This window comes from Bradyrhizobium sp. CB82 (assembly GCF_029714405.1).
Lineage (GTDB): Bacteria > Pseudomonadota > Alphaproteobacteria > Rhizobiales > Xanthobacteraceae > Bradyrhizobium.
The window spans coordinates 7,488,730-7,513,568 of sequence record NZ_CP121650.1; the positions used below are offsets into that span (position 1 = coordinate 7,488,730).

At 59.4% G+C, this 24,839-nt stretch carries 25 protein-coding genes and 1 pseudogene; 12 read left to right on the forward strand and 14 right to left on the reverse strand.

What is annotated here, in order from left to right; all coding sequences use genetic code 11:
• Window positions 1-12: 12 nt before the first annotated feature.
• From QA640_RS36155 to QA640_RS36205, 11 genes are all read left to right on the forward strand, one after another.
• On the forward strand, window positions 13-1,179 hold the full coding sequence (locus tag QA640_RS36155) for a cobalamin-independent methionine synthase II family protein (protein WP_283037550.1): 1,167 nt from the start codon (window positions 13-15) through the stop codon (window positions 1,177-1,179).
• 21 nt (window positions 1,180-1,200) lie between these two features.
• The gene (locus QA640_RS36160; protein ID WP_283037551.1) at window positions 1,201-2,031 is read left to right on the forward strand and encodes a phosphodiesterase; all 831 of its coding nucleotides are present in this window, start codon (window positions 1,201-1,203) and stop codon (window positions 2,029-2,031) included.
• A 132-nt stretch (window positions 2,032-2,163) separates the two neighbouring features.
• On the forward strand, window positions 2,164-3,399 hold the full coding sequence (locus QA640_RS36165) for an ABC transporter substrate-binding protein (RefSeq protein ID WP_283037552.1): 1,236 nt from the start codon (window positions 2,164-2,166) through the stop codon (window positions 3,397-3,399).
• 53 nt (window positions 3,400-3,452) lie between these two features.
• Window positions 3,453-4,757 carry an ABC transporter substrate-binding protein gene (locus QA640_RS36170; RefSeq protein WP_283037553.1) on the forward strand — a complete coding sequence of 435 codons (1,305 nt, stop codon included), beginning with the start codon at window positions 3,453-3,455 and terminating at the stop codon, window positions 4,755-4,757.
• Window positions 4,758-4,850: 93 nt separating this feature from the next.
• Entirely contained in the window at window positions 4,851-5,714 is an 864-nt protein-coding gene (locus QA640_RS36175) for a branched-chain amino acid ABC transporter permease (RefSeq protein WP_283037554.1), read from the forward strand.
• 4 nt (window positions 5,715-5,718) lie between these two features.
• A complete protein-coding gene (locus QA640_RS36180; protein WP_283037555.1) occupies window positions 5,719-6,735 on the forward strand; it encodes a branched-chain amino acid ABC transporter permease in 1,017 nt (338 codons plus the stop codon).
• A complete protein-coding gene (locus QA640_RS36185; protein ID WP_283037556.1) occupies window positions 6,732-7,478 on the forward strand; it encodes an ATP-binding cassette domain-containing protein in 747 nt (248 codons plus the stop codon). Before QA640_RS36180 ends, QA640_RS36185 begins: the two co-directional genes overlap by 4 nt.
• Window positions 7,465-8,154, forward strand: coding sequence for an ATP-binding cassette domain-containing protein (locus tag QA640_RS36190; RefSeq protein ID WP_283037557.1), 690 nt, complete (start codon window positions 7,465-7,467; stop codon window positions 8,152-8,154). The genes QA640_RS36185 and QA640_RS36190 overlap by 14 nt, the downstream gene beginning before the upstream one ends.
• A 134-nt stretch (window positions 8,155-8,288) precedes the next feature.
• Window positions 8,289-8,939, forward strand: coding sequence for a chloramphenicol acetyltransferase (locus QA640_RS36195; protein WP_283037558.1), 651 nt, complete (start codon window positions 8,289-8,291; stop codon window positions 8,937-8,939).
• A gap of 263 nt (window positions 8,940-9,202) precedes the next feature.
• Window positions 9,203-10,351, forward strand: a complete 1,149-nt coding sequence (locus QA640_RS36200; protein ID WP_283042989.1) for a hypothetical protein — start codon at window positions 9,203-9,205, stop codon at window positions 10,349-10,351.
• A gap of 364 nt (window positions 10,352-10,715) precedes the next feature.
• Window positions 10,716-11,390: a hypothetical protein gene (locus QA640_RS36205; protein ID WP_283037559.1), complete on the forward strand. Its 675-nt coding sequence runs from the start codon at window positions 10,716-10,718 to the stop codon at window positions 11,388-11,390.
• Window positions 11,391-11,816: 426 nt separating this feature from the next.
• Here the strand turns inward: QA640_RS36205 and QA640_RS36210 are convergent, their stop codons facing one another.
• The 4 genes from QA640_RS36210 to QA640_RS36225 all read right to left on the reverse strand — a co-directional run bounded on the left by QA640_RS36210 (window position 11,817) and on the right by QA640_RS36225 (window position 15,115).
• On the reverse strand, window positions 11,817-11,984 hold the full coding sequence (locus tag QA640_RS36210) for a hypothetical protein (RefSeq protein ID WP_283037560.1): 168 nt from the start codon (window positions 11,982-11,984) through the stop codon (window positions 11,817-11,819).
• A 973-nt stretch (window positions 11,985-12,957) separates the two neighbouring features.
• Entirely contained in the window at window positions 12,958-14,301 is a 1,344-nt protein-coding gene (locus tag QA640_RS36215) for a HipA domain-containing protein (RefSeq protein ID WP_349253759.1), read from the reverse strand.
• Window positions 14,291-14,632 (reverse strand): helix-turn-helix transcriptional regulator, encoded by a 342-nt coding sequence (locus tag QA640_RS36220; RefSeq protein ID WP_283037562.1) that lies wholly within the window; start codon window positions 14,630-14,632, stop codon window positions 14,291-14,293. Before QA640_RS36220 ends, QA640_RS36215 begins: the two co-directional genes overlap by 11 nt.
• A gap of 339 nt (window positions 14,633-14,971) precedes the next feature.
• Window positions 14,972-15,115, reverse strand: a complete 144-nt coding sequence (locus QA640_RS36225; protein ID WP_283037563.1) for a hypothetical protein — start codon at window positions 15,113-15,115, stop codon at window positions 14,972-14,974.
• Window positions 15,116-15,318: 203 nt separating this feature from the next.
• Between QA640_RS36225 and QA640_RS36230 the strand changes: the two are divergent.
• Window positions 15,319-15,813, forward strand: a pseudogene (locus QA640_RS36230) (IS481 family transposase); the annotation flags it as partial.
• 210 nt (window positions 15,814-16,023) lie between these two features.
• On the opposite strand, the gene QA640_RS36235 reads toward QA640_RS36230, so the two are convergent.
• The 10 genes from QA640_RS36235 to QA640_RS36280 all read right to left on the reverse strand — a co-directional run bounded on the left by QA640_RS36235 (window position 16,024) and on the right by QA640_RS36280 (window position 24,797).
• Window positions 16,024-16,308 (reverse strand): DUF3551 domain-containing protein, encoded by a 285-nt coding sequence (locus QA640_RS36235; protein ID WP_283037564.1) that lies wholly within the window; start codon window positions 16,306-16,308, stop codon window positions 16,024-16,026.
• Between the two features lie 530 nt (window positions 16,309-16,838).
• A complete protein-coding gene (gene hypE, locus QA640_RS36240; protein ID WP_283037565.1) occupies window positions 16,839-17,879 on the reverse strand; it encodes a hydrogenase expression/formation protein HypE in 1,041 nt (346 codons plus the stop codon).
• Window positions 17,876-19,018: a hydrogenase formation protein HypD gene (gene hypD, locus QA640_RS36245; RefSeq protein ID WP_283037566.1), complete on the reverse strand. Its 1,143-nt coding sequence runs from the start codon at window positions 19,016-19,018 to the stop codon at window positions 17,876-17,878. Before hypD ends, hypE begins: the two co-directional genes overlap by 4 nt.
• A complete protein-coding gene (locus QA640_RS36250) occupies window positions 19,015-19,251 on the reverse strand; it encodes a HypC/HybG/HupF family hydrogenase formation chaperone (protein ID WP_283037567.1) in 237 nt (78 codons plus the stop codon). Before QA640_RS36250 ends, hypD begins: the two co-directional genes overlap by 4 nt.
• Complete coding sequence (gene hypF, locus QA640_RS36255; RefSeq protein WP_283037568.1) at window positions 19,251-21,512, reverse strand: carbamoyltransferase HypF; 2,262 nt, start codon at window positions 21,510-21,512, stop codon at window positions 19,251-19,253. The genes QA640_RS36250 and hypF overlap by 1 nt, the downstream gene beginning before the upstream one ends.
• Window positions 21,509-22,402 carry a hydrogenase nickel incorporation protein HypB gene (gene hypB / locus QA640_RS36260; protein WP_283037569.1) on the reverse strand — a complete coding sequence of 298 codons (894 nt, stop codon included), beginning with the start codon at window positions 22,400-22,402 and terminating at the stop codon, window positions 21,509-21,511. Before hypB ends, hypF begins: the two co-directional genes overlap by 4 nt.
• Window positions 22,402-22,743, reverse strand: coding sequence for a hydrogenase maturation nickel metallochaperone HypA (hypA, locus tag QA640_RS36265; RefSeq protein ID WP_283037570.1), 342 nt, complete (start codon window positions 22,741-22,743; stop codon window positions 22,402-22,404). The genes hypB and hypA overlap by 1 nt, the downstream gene beginning before the upstream one ends.
• A complete protein-coding gene (locus QA640_RS36270; protein ID WP_283037571.1) occupies window positions 22,736-23,833 on the reverse strand; it encodes a nickel-dependent hydrogenase large subunit in 1,098 nt (365 codons plus the stop codon). The genes hypA and QA640_RS36270 overlap by 8 nt, the downstream gene beginning before the upstream one ends.
• Complete coding sequence (locus QA640_RS36275; protein ID WP_283037572.1) at window positions 23,830-23,994, reverse strand: hypothetical protein; 165 nt, start codon at window positions 23,992-23,994, stop codon at window positions 23,830-23,832. Before QA640_RS36275 ends, QA640_RS36270 begins: the two co-directional genes overlap by 4 nt.
• Window positions 23,991-24,797, reverse strand: a complete 807-nt coding sequence (locus tag QA640_RS36280) for a hydrogenase expression/formation protein (RefSeq protein ID WP_283042990.1) — start codon at window positions 24,795-24,797, stop codon at window positions 23,991-23,993. Before QA640_RS36280 ends, QA640_RS36275 begins: the two co-directional genes overlap by 4 nt.
• Between the last annotated feature and the right edge of the window lie 42 nt (window positions 24,798-24,839).

The following is a 24,839-nucleotide window of genomic DNA, read 5'->3' on the forward strand; positions in this document are numbered from 1 at the left end:
TAGGAGAGGCGAATGAAAATAAGCACCGACCGTATCCTCACGACCCACGTCGGCAGTCTGCCGAGGCCCTCTGGATTGGAGGAGATGCTCCTGGCGAAAGAGAAAAGCGAACTGGACGCTGACCGCAATCCGTTGCTGGCCGCTTCCGTCAGTTTGGCGGTCCTCGACATCGTAAAAAAGCAATCGCTCATTGGGCTTTCGGTTATCGATGATGGCGAGATGAGCAAATACGCCTATTCGACCTATGCGCGCGAGCGCATGACAGGTCTGACGGGCGTTGACCAGCCGCTTGCCTTGTCCGAGCTGGCGGATTTTTCGAATTTCGCAAAGCGGGTCAATCTAGATATCAAGACGCCTGCGTGCGTGGGACCTATCGCGTACCAGGGCGAGGCGGCGGTGGCAACGGATATCGCCAACCTCAAAGCGGCACTGGATATGGTTCCTGTTGAGGAAGCGTTCATGAACGCCTCGTCTCCGGGAATTATGGCTCACTACATGCCGAATAAATATTATCCCTCGCAGGAGGCCTATCTCTATGCTTTGGCCGACGCGATGAAGACGGAATATGACGTCATCGCTGCATCGGGCATTCTCTTGCAGATCGACTGCCCTGATCTGGCGCTTGGACGCCATTTCCGGGCGAAGCCGATGGATGTCGCGGAGTTTCGCAAGGAAATTGCGCTTCACGTCGAGGTCCTTAATCATGCCCTGCGCGACATTCCCGCCGATCGGATGCGACTGCATCTATGTTGGGGCAATTACGAATCGCCCCATCATCACGATATCGATCTCCATGAGATCTTCGATATCATCATCAAGGCGCGGCCGATGGCACTTCTGCTGGAGGCGGCAAATCCACGTCACTCGCACGAATGGAGTCTGTTCAAACAGACACGGCTCCCCGACGACAAGATTCTCGTTCCGGGTGTCATCGATACCTGCACGAATTACATTGAACATCCTGAGGTCGTCGCCCAGCGCATCGAACAATACGCCAATTTGGTCGGACGGGAGCGAGTGATCGCCGGCACCGACTGCGGCTTTGCCAGCTTTGCAACGTTCCACACTGTTGATCCGGACATCGCCTGGCGCAAGCTCGAGTCGCTCGTGCAGGGCGCCGAGATTGCATCTCGCCGGCTCTGGAACGCCAGGCCTTCCGTTCAAGCCGTTGCTTCCTGACAGCTCAAGTAGCCCCCAATAATGAAAATCATTCAAATCACCGACCTTCACCTGGTCCCAGCTGGCGATCGCCTGTTCGACAACGATCCTGGCGAGCGCCTGACCGCTTGTCTAGCAGATATCGCCAGGCAGCATGCAGATGCGGAGCTCTGCGTCATCACCGGTGATCTTGCTCATCATGGCGAAAAAAGCGCTTACGTTCGCCTGCGCGAGGCACTAAAGGTCCTGCCTATGCCGGTGCGGCTCTTAATGGGCAATCATGATAATCGCGCCAATTTCCGGAGCGTATTTCCCGAGGTTCCTGCCGATGATTTCGGCTTCATTCAATCCGCGCTCGACACGGCGGCGGGACGCTTTCTCTTCCTCGATACAACGCAAACCGACAGCCACGCCGGCCTTTACTGTGAGCAGCGCCAGGCATGGTTGCGATCGCGTCTGGGAGAGTCGCAAGGCAGCCCTGTCTATCTCTTCATGCACCACCCGCCGCTTCCGGTTCACTTCCGGCCCGCTGACGAGATCATGCTGGACGATGCTGCAAGATTTGGACGTCTCCTCGATGGGTACTCCATCCGCCATTTGTTCTTCGGGCATGTGCATCGCCCAATCGCCGGAAGCTGGCAGAACATTCCCTTTTCAACCTTGCGGGGGCTCAATCATCAATTGTGGCTCGATTTCGGTCACGAGCGAGGGATTCCTTGCAGCATGGAGCCGCCAGCCTATGCGATCGCGTTCCTGAACTCGGACGCGGTGGTGATCCACACGCACGACTTTCTCGATACAAGCGCAAAGTACCTGTACGAGCCCGACCTGCCCGTCGAACGTCAAGTCGTTTCAATGGCGCGGCGAAGATAGTCCAGAACCTGCACGCGGCGGGGATCCGCTTCCCGCCGACGACCATCACGCCTGCCCTTCCTCGTCTAGCCCCGGCGCTGCAGTTGCTCGCCGCATTGGATTTTTATTTGCGAGCCTTAAAGGAGGATCCTCATGAATTTGTCACGTCGCACGCTGCTCCGTTCTTCCGCCGCACTATCAGCCGCGTCCGTTTTTGGTTCACTGGCCGGCTCCGCCTCCGCGGCCTCGGACACCGTAACCATCGCTTCGCTCTACGATCTCTCCGGACCGTTCGATGTCTATGGTGCACCGTCGAACATGTGCACGGAATTCGCAGTCAAGGAATTAAACGCGGCAGGAGGATTACTCGGCAAGCAAGTCGTCCTGAAGGCCTACGACTGCCAGTCGGACATCAACAAAGGTCCGCAATACGCGCAGCAGGCGGCGCTGCGCGACCGAGCCGTGATGGCGGTGGGCGCCTTGACCGGAGCTGCCCGAGAGGCGACACGACCGGTTCTGCGCAAATACAAGGTGCCGTACTTCTATGGTTCGATCTATGAAGGTGGCGCCTGTGAACAGAACATCTTCTGCTGTAACACCGAAGGAAACCAGCAGGTCGTTCCACTGCTCGAGTGGTCATTCAAAACCCTCGGTAAGAAGCTCTATTACATCGCTTCCGATTACAACGCGCCGCGCACATTCGGAGCCTGGAATCACGTGATGGCAAAGCGCGAAGGCGGCGAGGTGCTTGCAGACGACTATTATCCCCTCGATGTTACGGATTTCACTGCGGCAATCGCCAAGATCCAGGCGGCAAAGCCGGATTTCATCCATTCCTGTCTGGTTGGTGGTCCGTCAATGTCCTTCTACCGCCAATGGGCCGCAGCGGGGATGTTGAAGAAGATTCCCATCGTCTCGATCATTTTCGGTGGCGGGCAAGAACACGAGATTTTGGCACCTGAAGAGACGAACGGCATCTACGCAGCCTACAACTATTTCCAGGAGCTCGATACGCCGCGAAACAAGGCCTTTCTGGCGCGCTTTGCTCAAGCGATGGGTCAAAGCCATACCTACATCAATGGCGAGGCGATCGGTGGATACAATACAGTCATGTTGTGGGCAGAGGCCGTCAAGCGCGCGAACAGCTTTGATCGCGACGCAGTCATGAAGGCTTGGGAAACCGGCATCACTTGGGAAGGGCCCGGCGGGAAAATGGTTACCGACGGGCCTACGCACCACACGACCCAGGACGTGCGCATTATCAGGGTCGAAAACCGGGTCTGGAGCCTGGTTGCAACCAAGGAACAGATCCAGCCGGACAGTTATGGCGGCAGGTGCGACGTCTTTGCCCACCCCAACCAGACCGAATTCTTGATGCCACAGATGTAGGCGGCTGCGCTCCCAGCGCTGCGTCTTTCAAGCGGCGCCGCAGCCTCATTTGCTTGCTGTTGGTTGTCGTCACTCGGCAGGAGAGCACGCCTCTTCTGTCGAGCAGCCAAAGGAGAATTCTCGTGAAACTATCCCGTCGCTCGTTTCTCGGCACTTCGGCAGCGCTTTCTGCTGCATCCATCGCCGGCTCTCTTGCCGGAGGCGCGTGGGCCGCATCCGACACCGTCGCTATTGCTTCGCTCCATGATTTGTCGGGGCCGCTAGATATTTATGGCGTACCCTCGAATTTGTGCATGAAAGTCGCCGTCGAGGAGATCAATGCCGCTGGCGGCCTGCTCGGCAAAAAGGTCGAGCTAAAGGTTTATGATGGCCAGTCCGACATCAACAAATACCCGCAATACGCGCAGAAGGCGGCGCTGAACGATCGGGTCGTCATGGTACAAGGTGCGCTCAGCGGCGCCGCGCGCGAGGCCACGCGCCCCGTTCTGCGCAAGTACAAGATACCTTTCATCTACGGCTCCTTCTACGAAGGCGGACTTTGCGAGAAGAATACATTCTGCGTCAACACGGGCGGTAATCAGCAGGTTGTTCCTTTGCTCGAATGGTCATTCAGGAATCTCGGAAAGAAGCTCTATTATATTGCGTCGGACTATAACGCCCCCCGCAATTTCGGGATCTGGAATCACGTGATGGCCAAGCGCGAAGGTGGCCAGGTGTTAGCCGATGATTACTATCCCCTCGATGTCACGGATTTCACCGCGGCTATTGCAAAGATACAGACCGCCAAACCGGATGTCGTGCATTCCTGCCTCGTTGGCGGTCCGGCCATGTCGTTCTATCGCCAATGGGCAGCGGCCGGAATGCTAAAAAAGATTCCGATCATCTCGATCGTGTTTGCCGCTGGCAATGAGCACGAGGTTCTTGCTCCGGAGGAAACGGACGGCGTGATCGTCGCGTACAACTACTTCCAAGAACTGGACACGCCGAAGAACAAGGAATTTCTGGCCAAGGTGGAAGCCGTTGCCGGCAAGAACCACCCCTATATCAATGGCGAGGTGTTCGGCGGCTATAGCGGTGTCATGCTCTGGGCCGAAGCGGTCAAGCTTGCCGGCAGCTTCGAGCGGGAGGCGGTTCTGGCTGCCCTCGAAAGCGGCATCCGCTGGGAAGGTCCGGCCGGGGTCATGACCACGGATGGCCCCACCCACAACACGACCCAAGACGTTCACATCATCAAGGTCGAGAACCGCGTCTGGAGCCTGATCGAGAAGAAGGAGCAGATTCCGCCGGATACGTATGGTGGCAAATGCAACGTCTTCACCAATCCCAACCAGACGGATTTTCTGATGCCGCAGATCTAGGTGGCTAGGCGGGGCGGCGCTCGCAGCGCCGCACCTTTCGCGGCGCCGCCGGCCCAATCCGCCTATCTCCATCTTCGCAAGCCGAGACAGTTCATGGACAGTTTCGTCATATTGTGTTTCGCGGTGGTCAATTCCATTGCGCTTCTTGCCCTGATCAGCTTGGGGCTCGCCGTCATTTTCGGCATGATGCGCGTCATCAACTTTGCTCATGGCGAGTTCATCATGCTCGGTGGATACGCCACCGTGATCGCCAATCATGCCGGCGTCAATCTTTGGCTCTCCATGCTGGTTGTCGCCCCAATCTTCGTCGCTCTGATCGGTGCCGTGACGGAGCGACTGATCGTTCGCCGGCTGTACGGTCACCTAATCACGACGATGCTGGCAACCTGGGGTCTTAGCCTGTTTTTAATCGGTGCGGTGACCGCCATCTTCGGCAACACGACGATGGGCGTGAGCGCACCGCTGGGCAATATTCCGATTGGTGCCTACTCTATCGGTGCTTACCAACTGTTCTTGATTGGGATCACAGCTCTTTTGGTCGTGAGTTCTCTCCTTGCTTTGCACTGGACGAAGTACGGACTGATCGCGCGGGCGGCGATGCAAAATTCGGAGATGGCAGCGACCCTCGGGATCAACTGTGATCGCGTATATGCGGCCACTTTCATCGTCGGCGCAGCAATCAGTGGCTTGGCCGGAGCGCTGCTTGCGCCGATATCGGGTGTCCTTCCTCATATGGGCGCGGCCTATGTTGCCCGCGCCTTCGTCACGGTGATCAGCGGGGGCGGAGCCCTGATTACGGGCTTTCTGTCGGCCGCAACAATACTCGGGCCGGTTGAGGCGTTGCTTTCCTATTTTGCAACACCGGTCATCGGTCAGGCCTCGCTGCTGCTTTTGGCCGTGATCATCCTGCGCCTGTTTCCAACGGGCGTCTCAAGCTTGTGGACCGGAGGTCGATAACGCCATGGTACGTCAAGTCGAACATGCCCTTTTCCCAGTCGCCCTTGTGCTCTTCGCGGCTCTCGGGCCATTCGTTCTGGAGCCTTTCGATCTCGTCAATCTATCTGCCTTTTCGGCCATGGCGATCGCAGCACTCGGTCTTGCCTTCGTCTGGGGAACACTCGGGATCCTGAACCTCGGACATTCCGTGTTTTTTGGTCTGGGTGCCTATGCCTATGCCATCGCGGTCTCCAATCTCGGCGACAGCACGCTTGCCGTATTGATTGGCATCGCGCTGGCGGTCGCATTTTCGCTTGTCCTCGGCTATTTCCTGTTCTTCAGCCGCTTGGGCGACGTCTATCTCGGCGTTATCACTCTGTGCGTGACGCTGATCTTCTATTCCTTCATGATGTCAACCGCCGATCCCTCGTTTCACATCGGCCCGGTGCCGCTCGGCGGCTTCAACGGGATCACGGCAGTCCCGTCGCTTAACATGCCAGGCGATCCGCAGGTATTTCTATCCACGGAAGCGACTTTCTCGATCTGCCTGCTTTCACTGGCGGGAGCTTACGTTCTGCTCTCGCTCTTGCGCTCGAGCGATGCAGGTCGGATCATGACGGCGATCCGCGAGAGCGAGTTGCGGAGCGAGCTTCTTGGTTACGACATCCGCTTCTACAAGCTCGTCGGCTTTGCCGTAAGTGCTGCCATTGCCGGGCTTGGCGGGGCACTTTACACGGCGGTGATGGGCTACGTCAGCCCGAACGTCTTTGACCTTCCGCAAGCCTCGCAATTCGTTCTGTGGGTGATCGCCGGCGGACTCGGGGCCTTTGTCGGACCCGTAGTGGCAAGCTTCGGCTTCCAGCTCCTGAGCAGCCAGCTCGGCGCAAACCAAGTTTTCAACACGGAGCTCATTTTCGGCGCGACGATCATCCTGTTCGTCATGCTCGTGCCGCAAGGCCTGCAGCCGATGCTTCTTGGCCTATCGAGCCTGAAGTTCCCGAACCGATTCGGCATTTTGCGACGGAAGGAGAAACCGGCATGAGCGGGGCCCCCATTCTCGCGACGCGCGGTCTCGTTAAGCGGTTCGGGGGTGTTGTTGCGGTTGATAGCGTCGACCTTGTCGTTAACGCCGGCGAAATCCGCTGCCTCATAGGCCCGAACGGCGCCGGCAAAAGCACGCTCTTCAAATGCCTTACACATCAGCACCAGCCGACGAGCGGCCATGTTCTGTTCGAGGGCCGGGATCTGCAGGGGCTGGCCACCCATCGCATTGCCCGGCTTGGGATCGCCATTAAGAACCAGATTCCCAGCATCTACGCCAATCTTGACGTCCGTGAGAATATCCGCCTAGCGGCCCTGCGGAGGCGACTGGGAAAGCGCCAGCTGGACAGGGTCGTCGAGCTGACGCTGGACGAAATCGGCTTCGACGAACGTCTCGCCAGTCAGCCGGCGGCGACCCTCTCGCACGCGCATCGGCAATGGTGCGAGCTCGGCATGCTGCTCGCGAGCAGCCCGCGCATCGCCCTCCTTGACGAGCCCACCGCCGGCATGACGCGTGAGGAGATGTTGAAGACCGTCGACATCATCAAACGTCTCAACGCCAGCGCCACGGTAATCGTCGTCGAGCACGATTTGGAGTTCATCGCCCGACTTGCGCAGAGAGTTACTGTCCTACACAGGGGAAAGGTGCTGGTTGAGGACACCATGGACAAGATCGAGGCAAACGAGATTGTTCGCGACATTTATCTCGGCCGCAAGAAGGAGGCCGCTCATGCTGAAGGGTGAACGGTTGATCTCGGGCTACGGCAAGACGCAGGTACTGCGCAGCCTAAGCTTCGATCTCGGCGCTCATGAGATCCTGGGGATCATCGGCATCAACGGTATGGGCAAGACCACCCTGCTCAAGACTGTCATGGGACTGTTGCCGGTGGAAGTTGGCCGGATCGTGCTGGACGGTGATGCCATCGAAGCTCTGCCTGCCTATCGACGCAGTCGTCTCGGCTTCAGCTACACGCCGCAAGGCGGAGCGGGTTTTCCTGGCCTCACTGTAAAGGAGAACTTGTTGCTTGCGGGCATGATGCCCGGGTCCGGCAGAGCAAAGCCGATTGCCGAGATATTGTGCCTCTTTCCGAGACTCGAAAAGCTTCTTGCGCGCCCTAGCGGTGCCTTGAGTGGAGGCGAGCGGCAGTTGCTGGCCCTGGCGCGCGCCATGGTTCGCTCGCCGCGGCTTCTTCTGCTTGATGAATTGACAGAGGGCATTCAGCCTTCGGTGACCGACGAAATCGCCGAATGCCTGTTGTCGATTCACCGGTCGGAAAAGACAGCCATGATCATTGCCGATCAGGATCTCAGCTTCTTGGCCTCGCTGGTCGGCCGAGCGCTGGTCGTCCAGAAGGGACAGATCGTGGCGGAGCGGAATCCAACTGAACTCCTTGCCGATAATGTTTTCGAGACGGACTGAGGTCGTGCCGGCTCCGGGCCGCATCCAGCGATGCTGCGCCGTTGCCCTGGATATCAGCACCGAAGTCTCGATCCGTCCGAAACCGTGATCATCCCGTTTAGACAAGTGCCCACCGTTCAACTTGCGGAGCCATTATGGCCACCAGAACTCTCTCAGTCCAACCGACCGTCCACCTCGGCGCTCTGATGCACGATACCACACTCGGCGCCTACTGCGAGGTCGGGGCGCGCACGATCTTGCGAGAAGTGACGATGGGCGATTACTCCTACGTCGAGAACGATTCCCAGATTACCTACACCACGATCGGAAAGTTCTGCTCGATTGCGGCAATGACACGCATTAACCCTGGCAACCATCCGATGCACCGCGCGAGTCAGTCACATTTCACCTATCGAGCGAGTGCCTATTTTCCCGGCGAAAGTGACGAGGCAGAATTCTTCGATTGGCGAAGGCAACATCAGGTCCACATCGGCCACGATGTCTGGATAGGTCACGGCGCAATCGTACTTCCCGGCCGCAACGTCGGCACGGGTGCTGTGGTTGCGGGCGGTGCAATCGTTACCAAGGACGTGCCGGCCTACACGATCGTCGCTGGCAATCCGGCACGCCCCGTCAGGCGGCGGTTCTCGGACGATATCGCCGGGCGGCTCGCCAGGCTTGCGTGGTGGGATTGGGATCATGAAAGCCTGCGGGTGGCGCTGACAGATTTCCGCAAGCTGACGGTTGACGAGTTTCTAAGCAAATACGAAGGGGGCGACCTTGCCAGGTTGAAATCTTCGTGTTGATCGCTTCGAGGGGACTGGTTTCTGATTGTCAGAGGCTCAGCAACGCACGAAGCGGACATCGAGCTCGTTTAAAAATCGTCGATTGCGCTCACTTGTCTTGTGTGGCGGTTCGCCGTCGTCTCCGTTGGCCGGTGCGCAATTGCTTACCCGCTTAGCCCCGGTTGCGTCAGCGCTGTCGAGAGTTCAGCCACGTAAAATGCCAGCTTATGAAGGAAGGGGTTAACGTGTCATCCGTCGCACGAAATGAGTTTGCGCACGAAGCGATCAAAGAAGCTGCACCAGAGAAAAGCTTTCGATTTTACGACAATCGACAAAAGTACCTGATGTTCGTCAATACCTGCAGCGAGAAGCGTGTCGTATCAGAACGAATAGCGCTCGAACTCGATCAGATCCATCCACGTCCGCCTGCTGTGCGGGTCTTTGATGCGGGCGTCGGTGACGGGACGGTGCTGGCGCGCGTGCTGCGTTCGATGCATCAACGCTACGAGCATTTGCCATACTATGTCGTCGGGAAAGAGATCAGCCTCGAAGACATTCGCTTGACGCTCGAAAAACTACCTGATCGGTTTCACGAACACCCTTCTATGGTCATTGTCCTGACCAACCTTTACTATCACGAAGCCCCATATCTTTCGCCAAGCTCGGCTTTAGCGACATCCAGGCTCGTCTGGCATGAAGTCGCCCTGAGCGGACGAACTGCGGCCGATTACGAGCGCCAGATCAATGATCTGGAGCCGTTTCTAGCTCAACATTGGAAGGCGAGCGTAAGCAAGAAATCCGGCAACCCGGTCTACGAGCGCCCGGTCGTTCTGGTGCTTTATCTGCAGAGCTGCCAGTTCCTGTTGAACCAGGTCATCCCCAGGCAAGGCGCGATCACGGCGGACTACGATCTTGTCATCGCCTCGCAGCCCTATCGGGCACGGGCGTCGGCGGAGTTCAAGGCAAGGAAGGTCGTTGCGCCATTAGCGCTCGCACTTGCTCCGGGAGGTCGATTGGTCGGCATTCATTCGTGCGGCAATGATCCAGGCCTTGAAATCATTCAGAGCGTGTGGCCGGGGGAACAGCCGTTCGCTAACGATCGACGAGACATCTTGCGCGAAACGAAAGTCGCGATGGGGCATGAGGCACGCCAGTACAACTTCAATGCACTGAGCGATAAGCAGTCTAGATTTAAGTACGTGATGTATACGTTGCCCAACGAAATCGACGCCGACGCCACCTCCATCGGGACGTCAACAATGTTCGCGGCTTGGAATAACGCCAGCTACGTGGCACAGATTGAGGACGAGCGACTGGCCCAGGCAATGACGGACGATCGGTACCTGGCATGCACCAGGGAGATCTTGCGCAAGCATAATGGACTCTGGTTTTGGGACGAAACTTACGTCATCTCCCGGAACCACAAGCCGTGAAATAGTTCAGCCTCTGCTGAGGCGCGGGACTTTTACCGCTCGCTTCCAACCTCAAAAGATCCGGCTGGTCACGTCGAGCCTCTGGCTGAAGATTGCCGTGCGCTCGCGTTGCGGACCGAAGAAGGACCAGTTCATGACCGTGTCAAGGGCCCAAGCTTGCAACGAGGGGGACGCTTGCCAGCAATTTCTAGGTCAGTACTCCATCGAAATCACACCAAGCGATACTCGAGCGGTTGAGATGGCGAGGCGAGTCCTTTCGCCCGGGACCGAGATATATCTTGCGAGCATATCGGGAGAGCCGCTTGAGACGTTGGTTGCAAGAGCGCTAGAGCTCAAGACATCGGGCTTCGTTCCGGTGCCTCACTTGGTTGCACGTCGATACGAAAGCCATCATCAGCTCGAGACGACACTGGCCCGACTGCAGGAGGCCGGCGTCGATCGAGCATTGTTGCTGGCGGGCGACGTTGCGCGCGTCGTCGGACCGTTTCCTTCCAGTCGAGCGATGCTTGAGACGGGCCTGTTCGCTCGCTATGGCTTTGAACGTCTTGGCTTCGCCACCTATCCGCAGCCCCATCCGCACATCCCAACCGATGTGCTAGATGGCGAACTCGATCGAAAGGTTTCATTGACCGTTCGGCAAGGGATGACGCCGTGGGTCGTGAGCCAGTTTTGTTTCGAGCCAGACGACATAACGGCCCATATCAGTCGTTTGCAGATGCGAGGGATAATAGACGACGTTCGCGTCGGTTTGGCGGGGCCTACCACGCTAAAGAGCGTCATGCGTTTGGCGCTCATCTGTGGCGTATCACACTCTGCTCAAGCATTGCGCGCTCAAGGTCATAGATTAAGCCGTCTTGCCGTCGGTTATGAGCCGCGCGAGCTAATCGATCGACTCTTGCACAAAATGGAAAGCACACTTGAATTGCGATCGTTACGAGCGCACTTCTTCGGGTTCGGCGGACTTCAGCAAACAGCTACGTGGATCCGACAATATAACGTAAAGAGGCGACGCCCTAGATGCGCCGCAACGTCCTCATAATTCTAATACGGCACAGGTATGTTTCCGGGAAGCCAGATAACCGTCACAAGATCTGCCACTTGGTGCGGTGTTTATGTGGTTTGTCTCTACCCGGCCGGCTCATTGCATCCTGTGACAAAGCGACAGAACACATCTTCGGCGGTTACGAGGATGTTCGGCACCAATCTACGCGGCTTCGATTCCAGCGTTCAAGGCTACATGTTTTTCTGTCTCAGCATATCAGCGGGGCGCGGATTTCAGGCGCTGCCGCACCGGCTTTGCGTCTCTATGGGTTGCATCGGTCACCAGCGACCATTGTAGACGTGACCGGCGATTCGGGAGGCGACTGTGCCGGCCCTTAGCCCTCAGCGTCTGCCCAACAATCACTGCTCGTGGTCTGAAGCAGGATCCTGCCGGATGATCCGAGAGGGTTCATATGTTGCTCTCTCAACTCTTGACGCGGACGGTCACACGAGGATTGCCTCCGTCATCCGTGTAGTCCTCCACAATAACTTCGATTTCGTTGTACCAAAACCAAAACTGGCGCAGATGTTCTGCTCTGTGCTGTGCAACAATTTGAGCCTTCTCAAACTCAGTCAACTTTCTTCGAATCATTGGACTCTTCAAGCATCCGCGATCGCTAGTGGTCCCCAGCAGCACACAAAGAAAATACGACTGCCCCCGCACCAAGCCCTGCAGCGCTACTCGTCCCGTTCGGTTGGACGGCCTCACGTTAACGACAACTTCGTGGATAGGCCTGCGGAGGCGCCACACCCAGCGCCGCGGCCGCAATCCGTTCGGCGGCTCCGAATTTCTTGGCATGAGGCCCCCTCCGAAAAGCCCCGGCCACCTTTCGGCAGCCGGGCCAGTCTCTGGGAGGAACGGGCCTGAAAATCATCCCGAGCCACCGCCCCGTCAGGAGTAATAAGGCGGTTCTCTCATGCTACTCGGGCCAGCTGTCGAGAAGCTGACGAGCCCCCGTCTGGGAAACGCAAAGGACCTCCTTTGTTGCGATTGGCAGCGCGGCCGAAATAGGTCGGGATTTTTCGCGAACAAGGATTTATGGCAGGAGAATTGGCGCTCACCTGAGTACGTAGCGAGCACCGCAGTCGATGAATTGACAACAGGCATTCGCTGGCGCGCTCGCGAGTTTTCACAGCAAGCTGCGCGTCATAGTCCGAATTGCTCAACAGCCTTGGCCCGAGCTCAAGGCAGCAATTTCCAAACGTCGACTGCCGTCGCAAGTGGTTCAAGCCGGAATCGAGCAGATCCGGCCGAAGGAAGGAAAGCGACCTGAACGATACGCACCTCGGCAGCTTGGCCGCCTATGCCGACGTCACCTACGTCGATAAGCGAACCTATAAAGCGTTTCGAACCGCTAGAAGCAAGCTACCAATCCTGGCGCAGTTCGTCCGACGCGTCGAAAAAGCCGGCCGTTACTCAGATATCATCGGGCAACTTGGCCTTCAAATACCTCTGGCCCTGCCAATATTTGAGGCCTTTGTCTCAAGACAAGAGGAGCTTATCGGGCGGAGCTTCGTGGCCCCCATTGACCTGCGATATTCGCGCTTCCAGCGTTTCCGATTGCTTAGTGAGGACGGGTGGTCGGCAGCTCTTCGGCGTCATCGGTTGCGATCGTCGGATCCTCCAAATTGTAACCGAACCCTTCGTAAGCGAACGCGCTGCGGATCAGTTCGCAATCCCGCTCGCTGACGCCAACTTGCCTGCAGACTCGATACCAGGCCTCCCCGATAGTCGCTTTCATCCCATCAACGATTGCCGTAGCGTCTTCTCTTGATAAGAGAAAACGCTCGCACTGCGACAGCAAGTTGACCCGGTTGGCGTATCGTCCCCAGTTGCCGAACGCCATCGCCAGGTCCCGGCGCTCTAATGCAATCATCGGGTTCGGAGTGAGGTCGTATGCTGGTGATAGCGACCATGCCTGGTCCTTTGCCAAGATGGCATGGTTACGTGGATGATCGTCGGTGTTGGAGATGAGGGCGTTAAAGCACACCCGCCGAAACAACTCTGGCAGATCCTTCGACTGACTTCCGGATGCGGCTCGTCGTATTTCGTCCGCCAGCAGAAGATATGACCATTTCTGACGCTTATCGACTGTGTCGGGTGTGTCATCCGCATCGAGCAGCGTCAAGGCGCTCACCATCCTGCTGCGGAGGTAGCCTTTTTCGGTCTTATTCCGATCGAACCGTTTGACCAGGACAACGTCCTTGTCGCCGATTGTGGTCATCTGGCTCTCCGCACACGAGATCCCGCACTCGCGAGCAAGGGTCAGCATAGCGTGTTCGACCCGCGGATTATTCCAGCGATCATCGCGATGCGGGAATTTCGCGAGCCAAAGGGCATCCTCGTCCTCGACAGTAGCCTTAGGCCGCGCGCCGCCCATCGAGGTGCCCGCTCGCATCAACGCCTCGGCCTGTTCAGCGTCAGCACGTGCTGGTGCTGGTGCTGACGGATCCTTTTCAGCGGCGACGATCTGGTCGGCCACTTCGATCAAACGCGCCAAATCCAGCGTTTTGTTGAACGTACGAACAGGTGCCGGCGGTTGCACGTTAAGACCAAAACCTAAAGCGCCGGCGCGATCGTCGGGTGAATTGAGCAGGTATTGAATCTCGCTCGGCGACGGGTTGCCTAGACGAGTTTCGATCAACTTGCGGCCCCAGGCGTCCGGAGAGCTGTCCCGCAACGCACCAAAATTGCCCCGCAGCTTCGTTGTCCGGAACGGAGGGACTTGAATCTTGAGCTCGACCGGATCGAACTCGACGCGATCCTTACGCTCGAGGTAGCTGCGGCCATAGACGAATTGTCCAACGGCGGCGCCTTGGCGGGTCGTGTCGAGCTGATAGCGCCCCGCCGTAACCGGTTCTGTCTGGCCTGGCAGCGTAATGTAGACGAAACACTCCTCAGAAGGCATTGCTTGGTCCGCCTCCCTGTCGAGCACGCTGGCGCTCATCGAGGCCGCTTAGAGCGAGCCCCTCCTCATCGTTCTTCGGGTTGGCAACGTCGGCAAGCGATGCGAGCAGGTTCATTGCCCACAGCATGCCGACATACACGCCGGCACTGGTGCTCAATTTCCCGTTCTCAGCATCAGCGATGACGTGACGATCTACGCCCAGTTTAGCTGCCAGCACCGCATGGCTCAGGTTGCGGCGCAGGCGCGCGGTACGAAGATTGTTCCCCAGTCGCTTGACCGCCTCCTGGACGGCTGTGGGTGGCGCACTGATCAGTTGGCTACGAGGAGGCATGGCGTCTTAAGGCTCCCTTAGATGATCTTTTGGCGTCTTATGGCACCAGTCCTATAGCTGGCTCTTTGCCAGGTCAAGTCTTGGCGCCTTAAGCCGCCTCAAACGCCATCGTTGGCGCCTAAAGGCGCCAATCTAGATTTGGCAGATAATCCAACTACTTGGGCCCGTCTAGATGTTTGATCCCAGATTTTGATGGGGCATCCTCGAGGGAGCCCCCACCGGGCAAACCGTCGAAAAATGATCACGTAATTTCAATGTGTTATCTGCGGTAAAAACTCGTTGCTACACACGCTGTTACACACGCGGCTAGGCCAACCGTTCCCCACTGTTCTGCCCCTTTCATGGAGCGCCTCGCCTGCGCCACCTGACAATATGCCGCATCACCAGGACAGCGCCGGAAATGATCACTACCAGCGCGAGCAGACCGCCGAGGCCGGCCGCCAGCATCAACACGACGTGCAAGCCCTGCAGCGCCGACGTCATCACGTCCCCCGCCAATCACAAAGAGCGGAACGATAGCACTGCAACCATAACGATAGCCGGCGCTGACCGGCCGAGCGGCGCCGCCGTTCTGCGGGTTCAGCATGAGATGCGAACAAATTCCGCGCCAGGCCCAATAAATCGACCTTGCGGAACTCTTAAGATCAGCAACATCCGCCGCCGAGACTTTGACCGCCTGGCATCGGCTGGGCCAAGCAGGGAGCGCCGCGACGACAGAGGCGATCCGTCGAGCGATACAGCATAGTCAAGCGAACCTCAGGACGCTGGCAAAGCGCTGCGGCATCAGACGGTCGCCAAATGAAAGAAGCGGACCTGGTCGCTGACCTCCCGACCGGCCCCAAGCACGCCAGATCAATGGTACTGTCAGTCGAAGAGGAGGCAGTCATCGTTGCCTTCCGGCGCTACACGCTATTGCCGCTTGATGACTGCCTCTATGCGCTGCAGCCGACCACCCCAGATCTGACGCGCTCATCACTGCACCGCTGTCTGGAGCGCCACGGTATAGGCCTCTGCCGGATGTCAAAGGCGACAGACCGGAAAAGAAGAAGTTCAAGAGCCACCCGATCGGCTCCTTCCACATCGGTATCGCCGAGGTGCGGACAGAACAGGGTAAACTCCACATGTTTGTGGCGATCGACCGAACCTCCAAGTTCGCTCACGTCGAACTGCACGAAAGGGCTACCACCGCCTTATCAAGGGAGTCTTGCGGGAACAGGTGCGACCGTGCCTGAGCATGAAGGCGCTCACCTGTGCCGGTGGACCTCAGCGTCCCAACCGCTGCCGCTCGCGCACGCCGCGTCGAGGCCGACGAGGAGCGCTGCGACCACTTGTCGATTCTTCTCTCTCTTGGATCAGCATCTCAAGGATTCAACGCTCACCGTAGATTGGCCTTAATATCTTAGCCTCGCGAAGCCATCAGGTGAGTGCGATCTGCGGCGCTCGAAAGCGTAGACCGGATTAATACCGCAATAGGCGTCTGTGCCGGACGCGGTGGCCATGCACTGGCTATAGCTCGAGAACTGGCAATTACCTGGGTATCCCCAGATACGCCCTTGCAGGCAGTAAACGTCTTGTTGGGCCGGGGGCATGTATCCCGAACGATCCCGCGGACCTGTCTGAGCGAAAACCAAGGTGGGGACTGCGAGCACAACGGCAAACAGGAGAGGATAGCGCATGGGACCCTCGTCTGACTTGATTTCCTACAAGCTAATGGATCCGATTCTGCGTTCTGTTGATCCTAGTCAATCGCGCGTTACTACCGTTTGCGAGAGCCCAAACGTGAAGCCGCAAGGCGCGAACGCCACGTTGATTTCAAATGAAGGCAAAGGCTAGCAAGCTCGAGCAGAGCAGCACAAGGCCTGTCGCTGTTAGCGCCAGCAGGCTGCTGGAAACAAGGTCATGATTATTCATCATATAGCCCTCGATTGCACAGCAAGAGGGAAAGCGACTATCCTGGCTGGCCCGATCGACCGCCTGATACATCAATGATTATTCGAATTTGTCGCAATAATCCTGCTATTCCCAGAAAGAGGCGCAGTTTTCCGGCGCGATTTGCCGACGGTCTGCCGTCTGGCGGCGTCGATATCGAAAAATCAAGTTTGAGAGAGCTTTGCGGGGCTGTCTGGTCAGACACCGGTTCTTTACGTGCCAATACATTTGACGTTCCCTAGTCGATCGTGTGTGTGACAGCGACGTTCCGATAGCCTCAGCAGATGCGTGGCAGTTGCTCGCCCGACAGCCAGTCGATGATGTAGCCGCCGCCAAAGCTGGTCGCCATTTGCACGAAATGATGGTCATCGGCGATTGCCTCGCCGATGTCGGCGGCATCGCAGCCGAGCGGATGAGCCCGCATGGCGGCGAGCACGGTGTTGGCGACCTCGGGCGACACGATGGCAACCAGCTTACCCTCATTGGCGACATGGAGCGGATCGATCCCCAACAGCTCGCAGGCCGCCGCCACGTCCGGCTTCACCGGAATTGCCTCTTCCTGCAAGCGAAAGCCGAGGTTGGATTGCAGGGCGATCTCGTTCAGGGTCGCGGCAAGCCCGCCGCGCGTGGGGTCGCGCATTAGGCGGATGCCGTGGCCTCCGGCCTCAACCATCTTCACGACGAGGTCGTGCAGCGACGCCGAATCCGACATGACGTCGGTTTCAAAGGCGAGGTTCTGCCGCTTGGACATGATGGCGATGCCATGATCGCCGAGCGTGCCTGAGATCAGCACACGGTCTCCGACGCGCGCGTTTTCCGCGGAAAGATCGAGCCCGTCAGGCACCACCCCGACGCCAGCTGTCGAGATGAACAGGCCGTCGGCCTTGCCGCGCTCGACCACCTTGGTGTCGCCAGTGATGATGTGGACGCCGGCCGATCGCGCCGCGGCCCCCATGGACTCCGCGATCATTTTGAGGTGAGACAAATGAAACCCCTCCTCGATAATGAAGCTCGCGGACAGGTAAAGTGGCCGTGCGCCTGCCATTGCGATGTCGTTGACCGTGCCGTGAACGGCCAGCGAACCGATATTTCCGCCCGGAAAAAACAGCGGCGAGACGACGTAGCCATCGGTCGTCATCACCATGCGTCCGCCGCCGACGTCGAAGGCCGACTGGTCATTGCCACGCGCCAGCCATTCATTGCCGAACGCCTCGTGGAACAGTCCCGAAATGAGCTGCGCCATCGCGCGGCCGCCGGAGCCGTGAGACAGGTCGATGCAGCCATTGCTGATGTCGAGCTTGCCCTGATGACCTTTCATGACGGCGGCCTCTGCTGATGATCGCGGAAACCGCCATATATCCAATGCGCGGCGCAGGCGCCTTCCGAGGAGACCATGCAGGATCCCATGGGCGTTACGGGCGTGCAGATCTTCCCGAACAGCTCGCAATCCACAGGCTTCCTTATCCCGCGCAGGATGGCAGCGCATTTACAGGCCGGATTGTCGGCAACGCACAGCTCGCGCATGTCGAAGCGCAGCTCCGCGTCGTATTTGGTGTAAGCGGGCTTCAGCCTCAGCCCGCTGTAGGGCACTGGGCCGAGTCCGCGCCATTCGAACCGGTCTCGCAGCTCGAAAACGTTGGAGACCTCCTCCTTAGCGCGCAGATTGCCGTCGCGGATCACCGCGCGGCGATACTGATTCTCTACTTCGTGGCGATGCTCGTTGACTTGCCGGACAAGCATTAGGATCGCCTGCATCATGTCGAGTGGCTCGAAACCGGTGATCACGATCGGCTTGCCAAACTCCTCCGCAACAAACTCGTAAGGCGTCGTGCCAATGATGACCGAGACATGGGCTGGCCCGATGAACCCGTCAATCTCGACGTGGCCGATATTGCGTATATCGCAGCTCTTTAGAATATTATGCATCGCTGGGGGCGTCAGCACGTGGTTGCAGAACACGCTAAAGTTCGGGAGCTTCTTCTTTTCGGCCAGACGTATCATGATAGCCGTCGGCGGCGTGGTGGTCTCAAAGCCAATGGCGAAGAACACGACCTGGCGCGCGGGGTTCTCCTCTGCGATCCGGATCGCATCGATGGTGGAATACACCATGCGGACATCCGCGCCGCGGGCCTTTGCCTTGAGCAGCGAGACGCCTTCCGAACCCGGCACGCGCATGAGGTCGCCGTAACCGCAGAGGATGACTTCGGGCCGCATCGCGAGATGGATCGCCATGTCAATACGCCCTGCCGGCAGCACGCAGACCGGGCAGCCCGGGCCGTGGATCATCCGCACGTTGTTCGACAGCATGTTCTCGAGGCCATAGCGCGAGATCGTGTGCGTATGGCCGCCACAAAATTCCATGAAGCGATAGGGTCTTGCCAGATCGACCTCGGTGCCGATCGCTTTCGCTAGCCCCAGCGCGATCTCCTTGTCGCGGAACTCGTCGACATATTTCATTGCACGGCTCCCTGTCGCTCGGCGCTGAGCTCGCGCAACAAATCCAATGTGCGTCTGGCTTCCTCGGCGTCGATCTTGGTGAGCGCATAACCGACGTGAATGATCACGTAGTCGCCGACGGCGAGATCCTCGATCAGGGCAACGGAAATCTCCTTGCTGACGCCATCGATGGAGACGACGGCCATCTCGTCAGGCAAGATTTTTGTTACTGCTGCAGGTATGGCAAGACACATCAGGCGGTTCCTTCCAGGCCTTGGTGTTCGATGAGTTGGAGCGCGGCGATCCAGGCCTGCCCCAGGCTCAGGCCGCCATCATTGGGCGGCACCTGGCGGGGCAGCAGCGGCGTGAGACCGGCTGCGAGGCAGCCCCGCTCGATCTCGGCGCTCAGGATCGCATTGAGAAAGCAGCCACCGCTCAAGGCGACGGTCATGATGCCGGTCTCCCGCGCGATACGAACGATCCAGTCGACACAGGCGGCGGCGAACGTGCCGTGGAACAGTTCGGCGCCGTCGGTCGGATCGAGCACATCGTTCGCGAGCCGTTCGAGCAACGGAGACAGTGAGAGCACGCCGTTCTCGATCACCCAGCCGTCCCGAGCAACGCGGGGCTGGCGAACACGCGCTTCCAGCTTCATCGCGGCCTCGCCCTCGTAGCTTTGCACCAGGGAAAGCCGAAGCAGTCCTGCCGCCGCGTCGAACAGCCGGCCGGCGCTCGTCGTCATCGGCACGTCGCGCTGATCCAGCAAGGTGGACAGGCGCGCCGCTTGCGGCTGCGCGGCAAAGCGGCCCGGAATCTCGTCGCCGCGCTGCAATCCGTGTAGCACGCTCGCTGCCATCCGCCACGGCTCCCACGCGGCGCGGTCGCCGCCGGGCATCTTGAGTGGTGCGAGATGTCCGAGCCGGCGGAAGCGAGCCCCCTCGCACAGCAGAAGCTCACCACCCCAGTTGCCAGCGTCGCCGCCATAGCCGAACCCGTCGAGCACCAGCGCCAATACAGGACGTTCGACGCGATGTTCGGCCATTACGGACGCCGCATGGGCATGATGATGCTGAATCGCAACCAGCCTCCTCCCGCTCGCTTCGGCAAAACGGGTCGACGCGATATTCGGATGCAGGTCATGCGCGACGACGATCGGCTCAACATCGAGCGTTGAAAGCAGTTGATGCACTGTTTCTTCTAAGATGCGCACCCCTTCCGCAGTGTCGAGATCGCCGATATGTTGGGAGACGAAGGCCTCGTCGCCGCGCGTAGCCGTTACGGTCGATTTCAGGCTACCGCCAACGGCAAGGATCGACGGAACGGATCGTACGAGGCGCACGGGCTCTGGAACGTAACCGCGGGCGCGGCGGATAAACTGGGTGCGCCCCGCCACGACAGATACGACGGAATCGTCCGCACGAATGACAATGTCGCGGTCATGGGTGACGATGAGATCGGCGATGCCGGCGAGGCGCCGCGTCGCCTGGTCGTTGTCGGTCAGCAGCGGTTCGCCGCTGAGATTGGCGCTGGTTGTGACGATCGCCCAGCTTTTGCCGTCCTGCGGATGGCCCGAGTTCAGCGCATCAAAAATCAAATAGTGCAATGGCATAACCGGCAGCATAACCCCGACCTGCGACAGCCCCGGCGCGATCGCAGGCGCGAGACGATGACGCGACGTCATCAGCACGATCGGCCGCGCTAGCGTCTGGAGCAACGCCAGCTCGGCAGCATCGGCAGTGGCGATCTCGGCAACCAAGTCTATTGAGCCGACCATGATGGCGAAGGGCTTTTGATCGCGCTGCTTGCGCTTCCGAAGGCGTTTTACGGCCTCGTTGTCGCGCGCATCACAGATGAGCTGATAGCCGCCGAGCCCCTTGATCGCGACGATCTTCCCCACTGCAATCGCGGCCGCGATCTCCGCGACGGGGTGGCTAAGCCTCGGGCCGCATTGCGGGCAGGCAATCGCCTCGGCGTGGAAGCGGCGGCTGTTGGGATCGGCATAATCCGCGGCACAGGCTTCACACATGGTAAAGCGCTTCATTGCGGTCGCTGCACGGTCATATGGCAGCTGCTCGGTGATGGTGTAGCGCGGACCGCAATGGGTGCAGCTGATGAAGGGATAGAAATGGAGCCGGCTGGCCGGATCGAACAGCTCGCCCAGGCACTCCGGGCAGGTTGCGGCGTCGGCGACGATCCGCGTCGACACCCTGCCCTGCTCGCTGGCGCGAATGCAGAACTCCTCGCTCGCCGCCGCGCTGACCGGCTGCACCGAAATCTCGTCGATCCGTGCCAGCGGCGGCTTTTCGAGCGGTAGCGCGGTGACGAAATCTGATGTGCGCGCGCCCTCGACCTCGATGACGACGCCATGCGGATCATTGGCGACGAAGCCGGTGAGGCGATAGCGCCTGGCCAGACCATAGACATAAGGACGAAAGCCGACGCCCTGCACGGCGCCGCGCACATGCAGACGCAGCCGTTGTCCGTCGCGCGCCGTGGCTTCGTCCACCATCGTCATTCGGCCGCTGCCGCCGCGGCCGGTCCTATCGTGTCCGCCTGCCTGCGGATCCAGGCATAAAACGCCGGAAGCCCTTCACCCGTGCGCGCCGACACGGTCAGCACCTCAATTTTCGTGTTGACCCGCCGCGCATATTCGATGGTCCTGGAGAGATCGAAATCAAGCACCGGCGCGAGATCGATTTTGTTGATCAGCATCAACGAAGAGGAGGCGAACATATCCGGGTATTTCAGCGGTTTGTCCTCGCCCTCCGTGGTCGAGAGCACCACGATCTTGCAGGCTTCACCGAGATCGAACGCCGCGGGACAAACAAGGTTGCCGACGTTCTCGATGAAGAGAATGCCGCCGTTAAGCCGGCGCAGCCGCTCATAGGCCTCACCGACCATGGCGGCATCGAGGTGACAGCCCTTTCCGGTGTTGATCTGGATGGCCGGCACGCCAGTAGCGCAAATGCGCTCTGCATCGTGGGAGGTCTGCTGATCACCTTCGATCACGCCGATCAGAAAGCTGTCCTTCAAGTCGGACACGGCGCGGACCAGCAGCGAAGTCTTGCCGGCGCCGGGGCTCGAGACAAGGTTGAAAGCAAGTACGTCGTCGGCGCGGAAGCGAGTGCGGTTTTCGGCGGCGAGGCGGTCGTTCTTGCCAAGAATGTCGCGCTCAACTTGGATGATACGGTCGCTGCTCATGCCCGCGATCCGTTGGCCCGCGGGCTTGGCGCTGCAATCGAGAAGCCCGGCGTCGTCGTGCTCATGATCGTGGTATCCGCCCCCGTGAGGATGATCATGCCGGGCATGATGGTGATGACGACCATCGTTGTCATGCTCATGATGCGCATCACGAACGTACTCGATGGACGTCTTGGCGTCGTTGCAACCGCAGACCGTACACATCAGGCGACCTCCAATTTATTCACGCGCATTTCCTCACCGCCGGTCACCTGCAATTGATAGCTGCCGCAGGATGGACACGGCTCGTAACGTTGCTTGATCTCGACGTTCGTCGAGCAAGCCATGCACCATGCGATCCCCGGCGTCGCAATGATCTCGAGCCTTGCGCCCTGCGCCATGGTCCGCGCAGCGACCGCCTCGAAGCAGAATTTGATCGCCTCCGGTGTGACGTGGCTGAGCGCACCGATCTCGAGGCACACGGCCTTCACCTTCGAGAACGAGCGATTTCGTGCCTCTTCCTCGACGATCCCAATGATGCCCTGGCACAACGCCATCTCATGCACGGCCGGCCTCGTGGAAATTGAGGCTGAAGCTAACGCAAGGGTCAAACGACCTGACGAGGGTACGAACCGCGTCCTGTCCACGCGGGCCGGCGGCGAGCAGCGAGCCCTTGAGGCTCTGGACCAGCGGCCCACGCGCGTGGAAATTCCACTCGGTCGGCGCCACCAATTCGAAGCGCACGATGCGGTCCTCGTCGTCGAGCTCGATCGCATGGTAGAGTCGGCCACGTGCACATTCGACCGCGGCCGCTCCCCTGCGGTTACCGAGAGAATAGCTGGCGATAACGCCGTCTTCGAGATCCCGCTCGGCGTCGTCAAGCCAGGCGATGAGACGAGCCACTTCGGCGAGGCGCGCCTTGAGGCGCTCGGCTGGACCAGCATCCAGCGCCAAGATCTGCTCGCGCCCGGCCCTGCGGGCCCAGACGCCGGTCTCCGGAATCCGACCGTAAAGTTCGGGCGCGCCGGAAAAGCTCGCTCCCTCGGTGAGCAACCGCACAATGACGTCGCGATCATCATCAACCGACAGGAATGACTGCTCGACGGCCGGAAGCGACAGCGCCTCAGCATTGAGGCTTGCAAGGTGCATCGCCGCCGGTGCACGGCCTGGTTCCGGACATTGACTTTCGCGTGTGGTCCCGAGGGCGATCAGCGCGGGCTTGATCTGCGACACCGCCTCGCGCATCGCTCCCTCTCTTGCACCTTCGCTGGCGCCGCCGCCAAGAACCGCGGCCGCATGCATCAGCGCGCGCACGGCCGCAGCGCCGGAGCCGTCAAATGCGAGCTGCCCGACGAACAGGCCCCGCACCAATTCCGTCAATCGTTCTGCAACGACGCCGGTGAGGCGGCGCTGCACCGTCTCCGCGGCGGCGTCTTCACCCCGCGCAGCTTCGACCGCCGACAGATACGCCACCTGCTGCGCGACCGCGCAAAGCGAGAACAGCCGAGGTAGCACTGAGAGCACTGAAAATGCCGGCTTGCGCGCAAACAGGCGCATGACGGGCGGCCGGCTGCGCGGTAGGATCGCAACGTCGACAATCGAGCGCCCGGCGAGCCACACCGTGATCTCGATCTTGCTCCGGAAGGCGAGGCTCATGCGCGCTGCTCCGTCAGGACACCGCACACGACGTTACGGCCGTCGAACGCGCTTGTCGCGAACGCTCCGACGGGGTCATAGCCGGTCCAGCGGATGCTGCATTCGAGCCGCGTAAGCTCAGTGACATCCTGCCGCACGCCGAAATTATCAACCTCCCTCATTTGAAATAGGCCTCGATAGTTTCCCTGAGTCGCTCGGCCGAATCCTCGAAATCCTCGTCAGCCGCGATCGCGACCGTCGGCACGCCGCCGACCTCGAGCGTATCGAGGATGATGGCGTCCATGGCGTTGAAGAACTGCACCGACCAGACATTGCGGATTCCGCTCGCGAGCACGCGGCAGGTGCCGTAACCGCGCGAGATGAGCTGGATTGGTCCGTTCCTGATCGTCTCCTGCAGGAAGCTCATGTCGATCGGGCTCATCGGCAGCAGCGTGAGGTTGATGATCACCGAGCGCATACCAGGCCGCCAGGCAAGCGCCCGCTCGCGGATTTCGGCGAGCACTGGCAGCACGTTCATGGCGCCTTCCGGCGGCTGGCCGATCTTGAAGTCCGCGGCTGTCAGATCCGCGGCCGCCCGTTTCACGATCTCTGGGATCGCTCCGATCTCAAGATACTCATGGAGAGAATCGGCCTGGATCCGCACGTGCCATAGGCCTGCAAGCACCGCCTCCCGGATCTGCACCAGCGATCCGCTAGGTAGCGCGACGACGCCGGCCACCTCGCCTTCACCGATGACGCCAGCAATGAGCTCGCGTTCGAGATGATTGAGATCGCCAAGCCGGAACAGCCGCGTATGCGCATCTGCCTTCTGGCTCGCGATAGCTTCAGCTATATTCGACAGGAGCTCAATAGCATTCGGGCAGCTCTTCGCTAGCTCGGCAACATCGAGCTTGGCAAGCTCTAGCAATGCGCCCGCGGCGCTCTGGCTGCGCCCCGCCGCGTTCGGACTCTTCCCGGCGCACATCGCCTGCTCCTTGTCGTCAGCCGCTGTGCAGAAACCAGCATC

Coding starts and splice junctions, on each gene's coding strand:
- QA640_RS36155 (WP_283037550.1), top strand. CDS start 13: ATGAAAATAAGCACCGACCGTATCCTCACGACCCACGTCGGCAGTCTG.
- QA640_RS36160 (WP_283037551.1), top strand. CDS start 1,201: ATGAAAATCATTCAAATCACCGACCTTCACCTGGTCCCAGCTGGCGAT.
- QA640_RS36165 (WP_283037552.1), top strand. CDS start 2,164: ATGAATTTGTCACGTCGCACGCTGCTCCGTTCTTCCGCCGCACTATCA.
- QA640_RS36175 (WP_283037554.1), top strand. CDS start 4,851: ATGGACAGTTTCGTCATATTGTGTTTCGCGGTGGTCAATTCCATTGCG.
- QA640_RS36180 (WP_283037555.1), top strand. CDS start 5,719: ATGGTACGTCAAGTCGAACATGCCCTTTTCCCAGTCGCCCTTGTGCTC.
- QA640_RS36185 (WP_283037556.1), top strand. CDS start 6,732: ATGAGCGGGGCCCCCATTCTCGCGACGCGCGGTCTCGTTAAGCGGTTC.
- QA640_RS36190 (WP_283037557.1), top strand. CDS start 7,465: ATGCTGAAGGGTGAACGGTTGATCTCGGGCTACGGCAAGACGCAGGTA.
- QA640_RS36195 (WP_283037558.1), top strand. CDS start 8,289: ATGGCCACCAGAACTCTCTCAGTCCAACCGACCGTCCACCTCGGCGCT.
- QA640_RS36210 (WP_283037560.1), bottom strand. CDS start 11,984: ATGATTCGAAGAAAGTTGACTGAGTTTGAGAAGGCTCAAATTGTTGCA.
- QA640_RS36215 (WP_349253759.1), bottom strand. CDS start 14,301: ATGCCTTCTGAGGAGTGTTTCGTCTACATTACGCTGCCAGGCCAGACA.
- QA640_RS36220 (WP_283037562.1), bottom strand. CDS start 14,632: ATGCCTCCTCGTAGCCAACTGATCAGTGCGCCACCCACAGCCGTCCAG.
- QA640_RS36225 (WP_283037563.1), bottom strand. CDS start 15,115: ATGACGTCGGCGCTGCAGGGCTTGCACGTCGTGTTGATGCTGGCGGCC.
- QA640_RS36235 (WP_283037564.1), bottom strand. CDS start 16,308: ATGCGCTATCCTCTCCTGTTTGCCGTTGTGCTCGCAGTCCCCACCTTG.
- hypE (WP_283037565.1), bottom strand. CDS start 17,879: ATGAAAGGTCATCAGGGCAAGCTCGACATCAGCAATGGCTGCATCGAC.
- hypD (WP_283037566.1), bottom strand. CDS start 19,018: ATGAAATATGTCGACGAGTTCCGCGACAAGGAGATCGCGCTGGGGCTA.
- QA640_RS36250 (WP_283037567.1), bottom strand. CDS start 19,251: ATGTGTCTTGCCATACCTGCAGCAGTAACAAAAATCTTGCCTGACGAG.
- hypF (WP_283037568.1), bottom strand. CDS start 21,512: ATGACGATGGTGGACGAAGCCACGGCGCGCGACGGACAACGGCTGCGT.
- hypB (WP_283037569.1), bottom strand. CDS start 22,402: ATGTGTACGGTCTGCGGTTGCAACGACGCCAAGACGTCCATCGAGTAC.
- QA640_RS36270 (WP_283037571.1), bottom strand. CDS start 23,833: ATGAGCCTCGCCTTCCGGAGCAAGATCGAGATCACGGTGTGGCTCGCC.
- QA640_RS36275 (WP_283037572.1), bottom strand. CDS start 23,994: ATGAGGGAGGTTGATAATTTCGGCGTGCGGCAGGATGTCACTGAGCTT.
- QA640_RS36280 (WP_283042990.1), bottom strand. CDS start 24,797: ATGTGCGCCGGGAAGAGTCCGAACGCGGCGGGGCGCAGCCAGAGCGCC.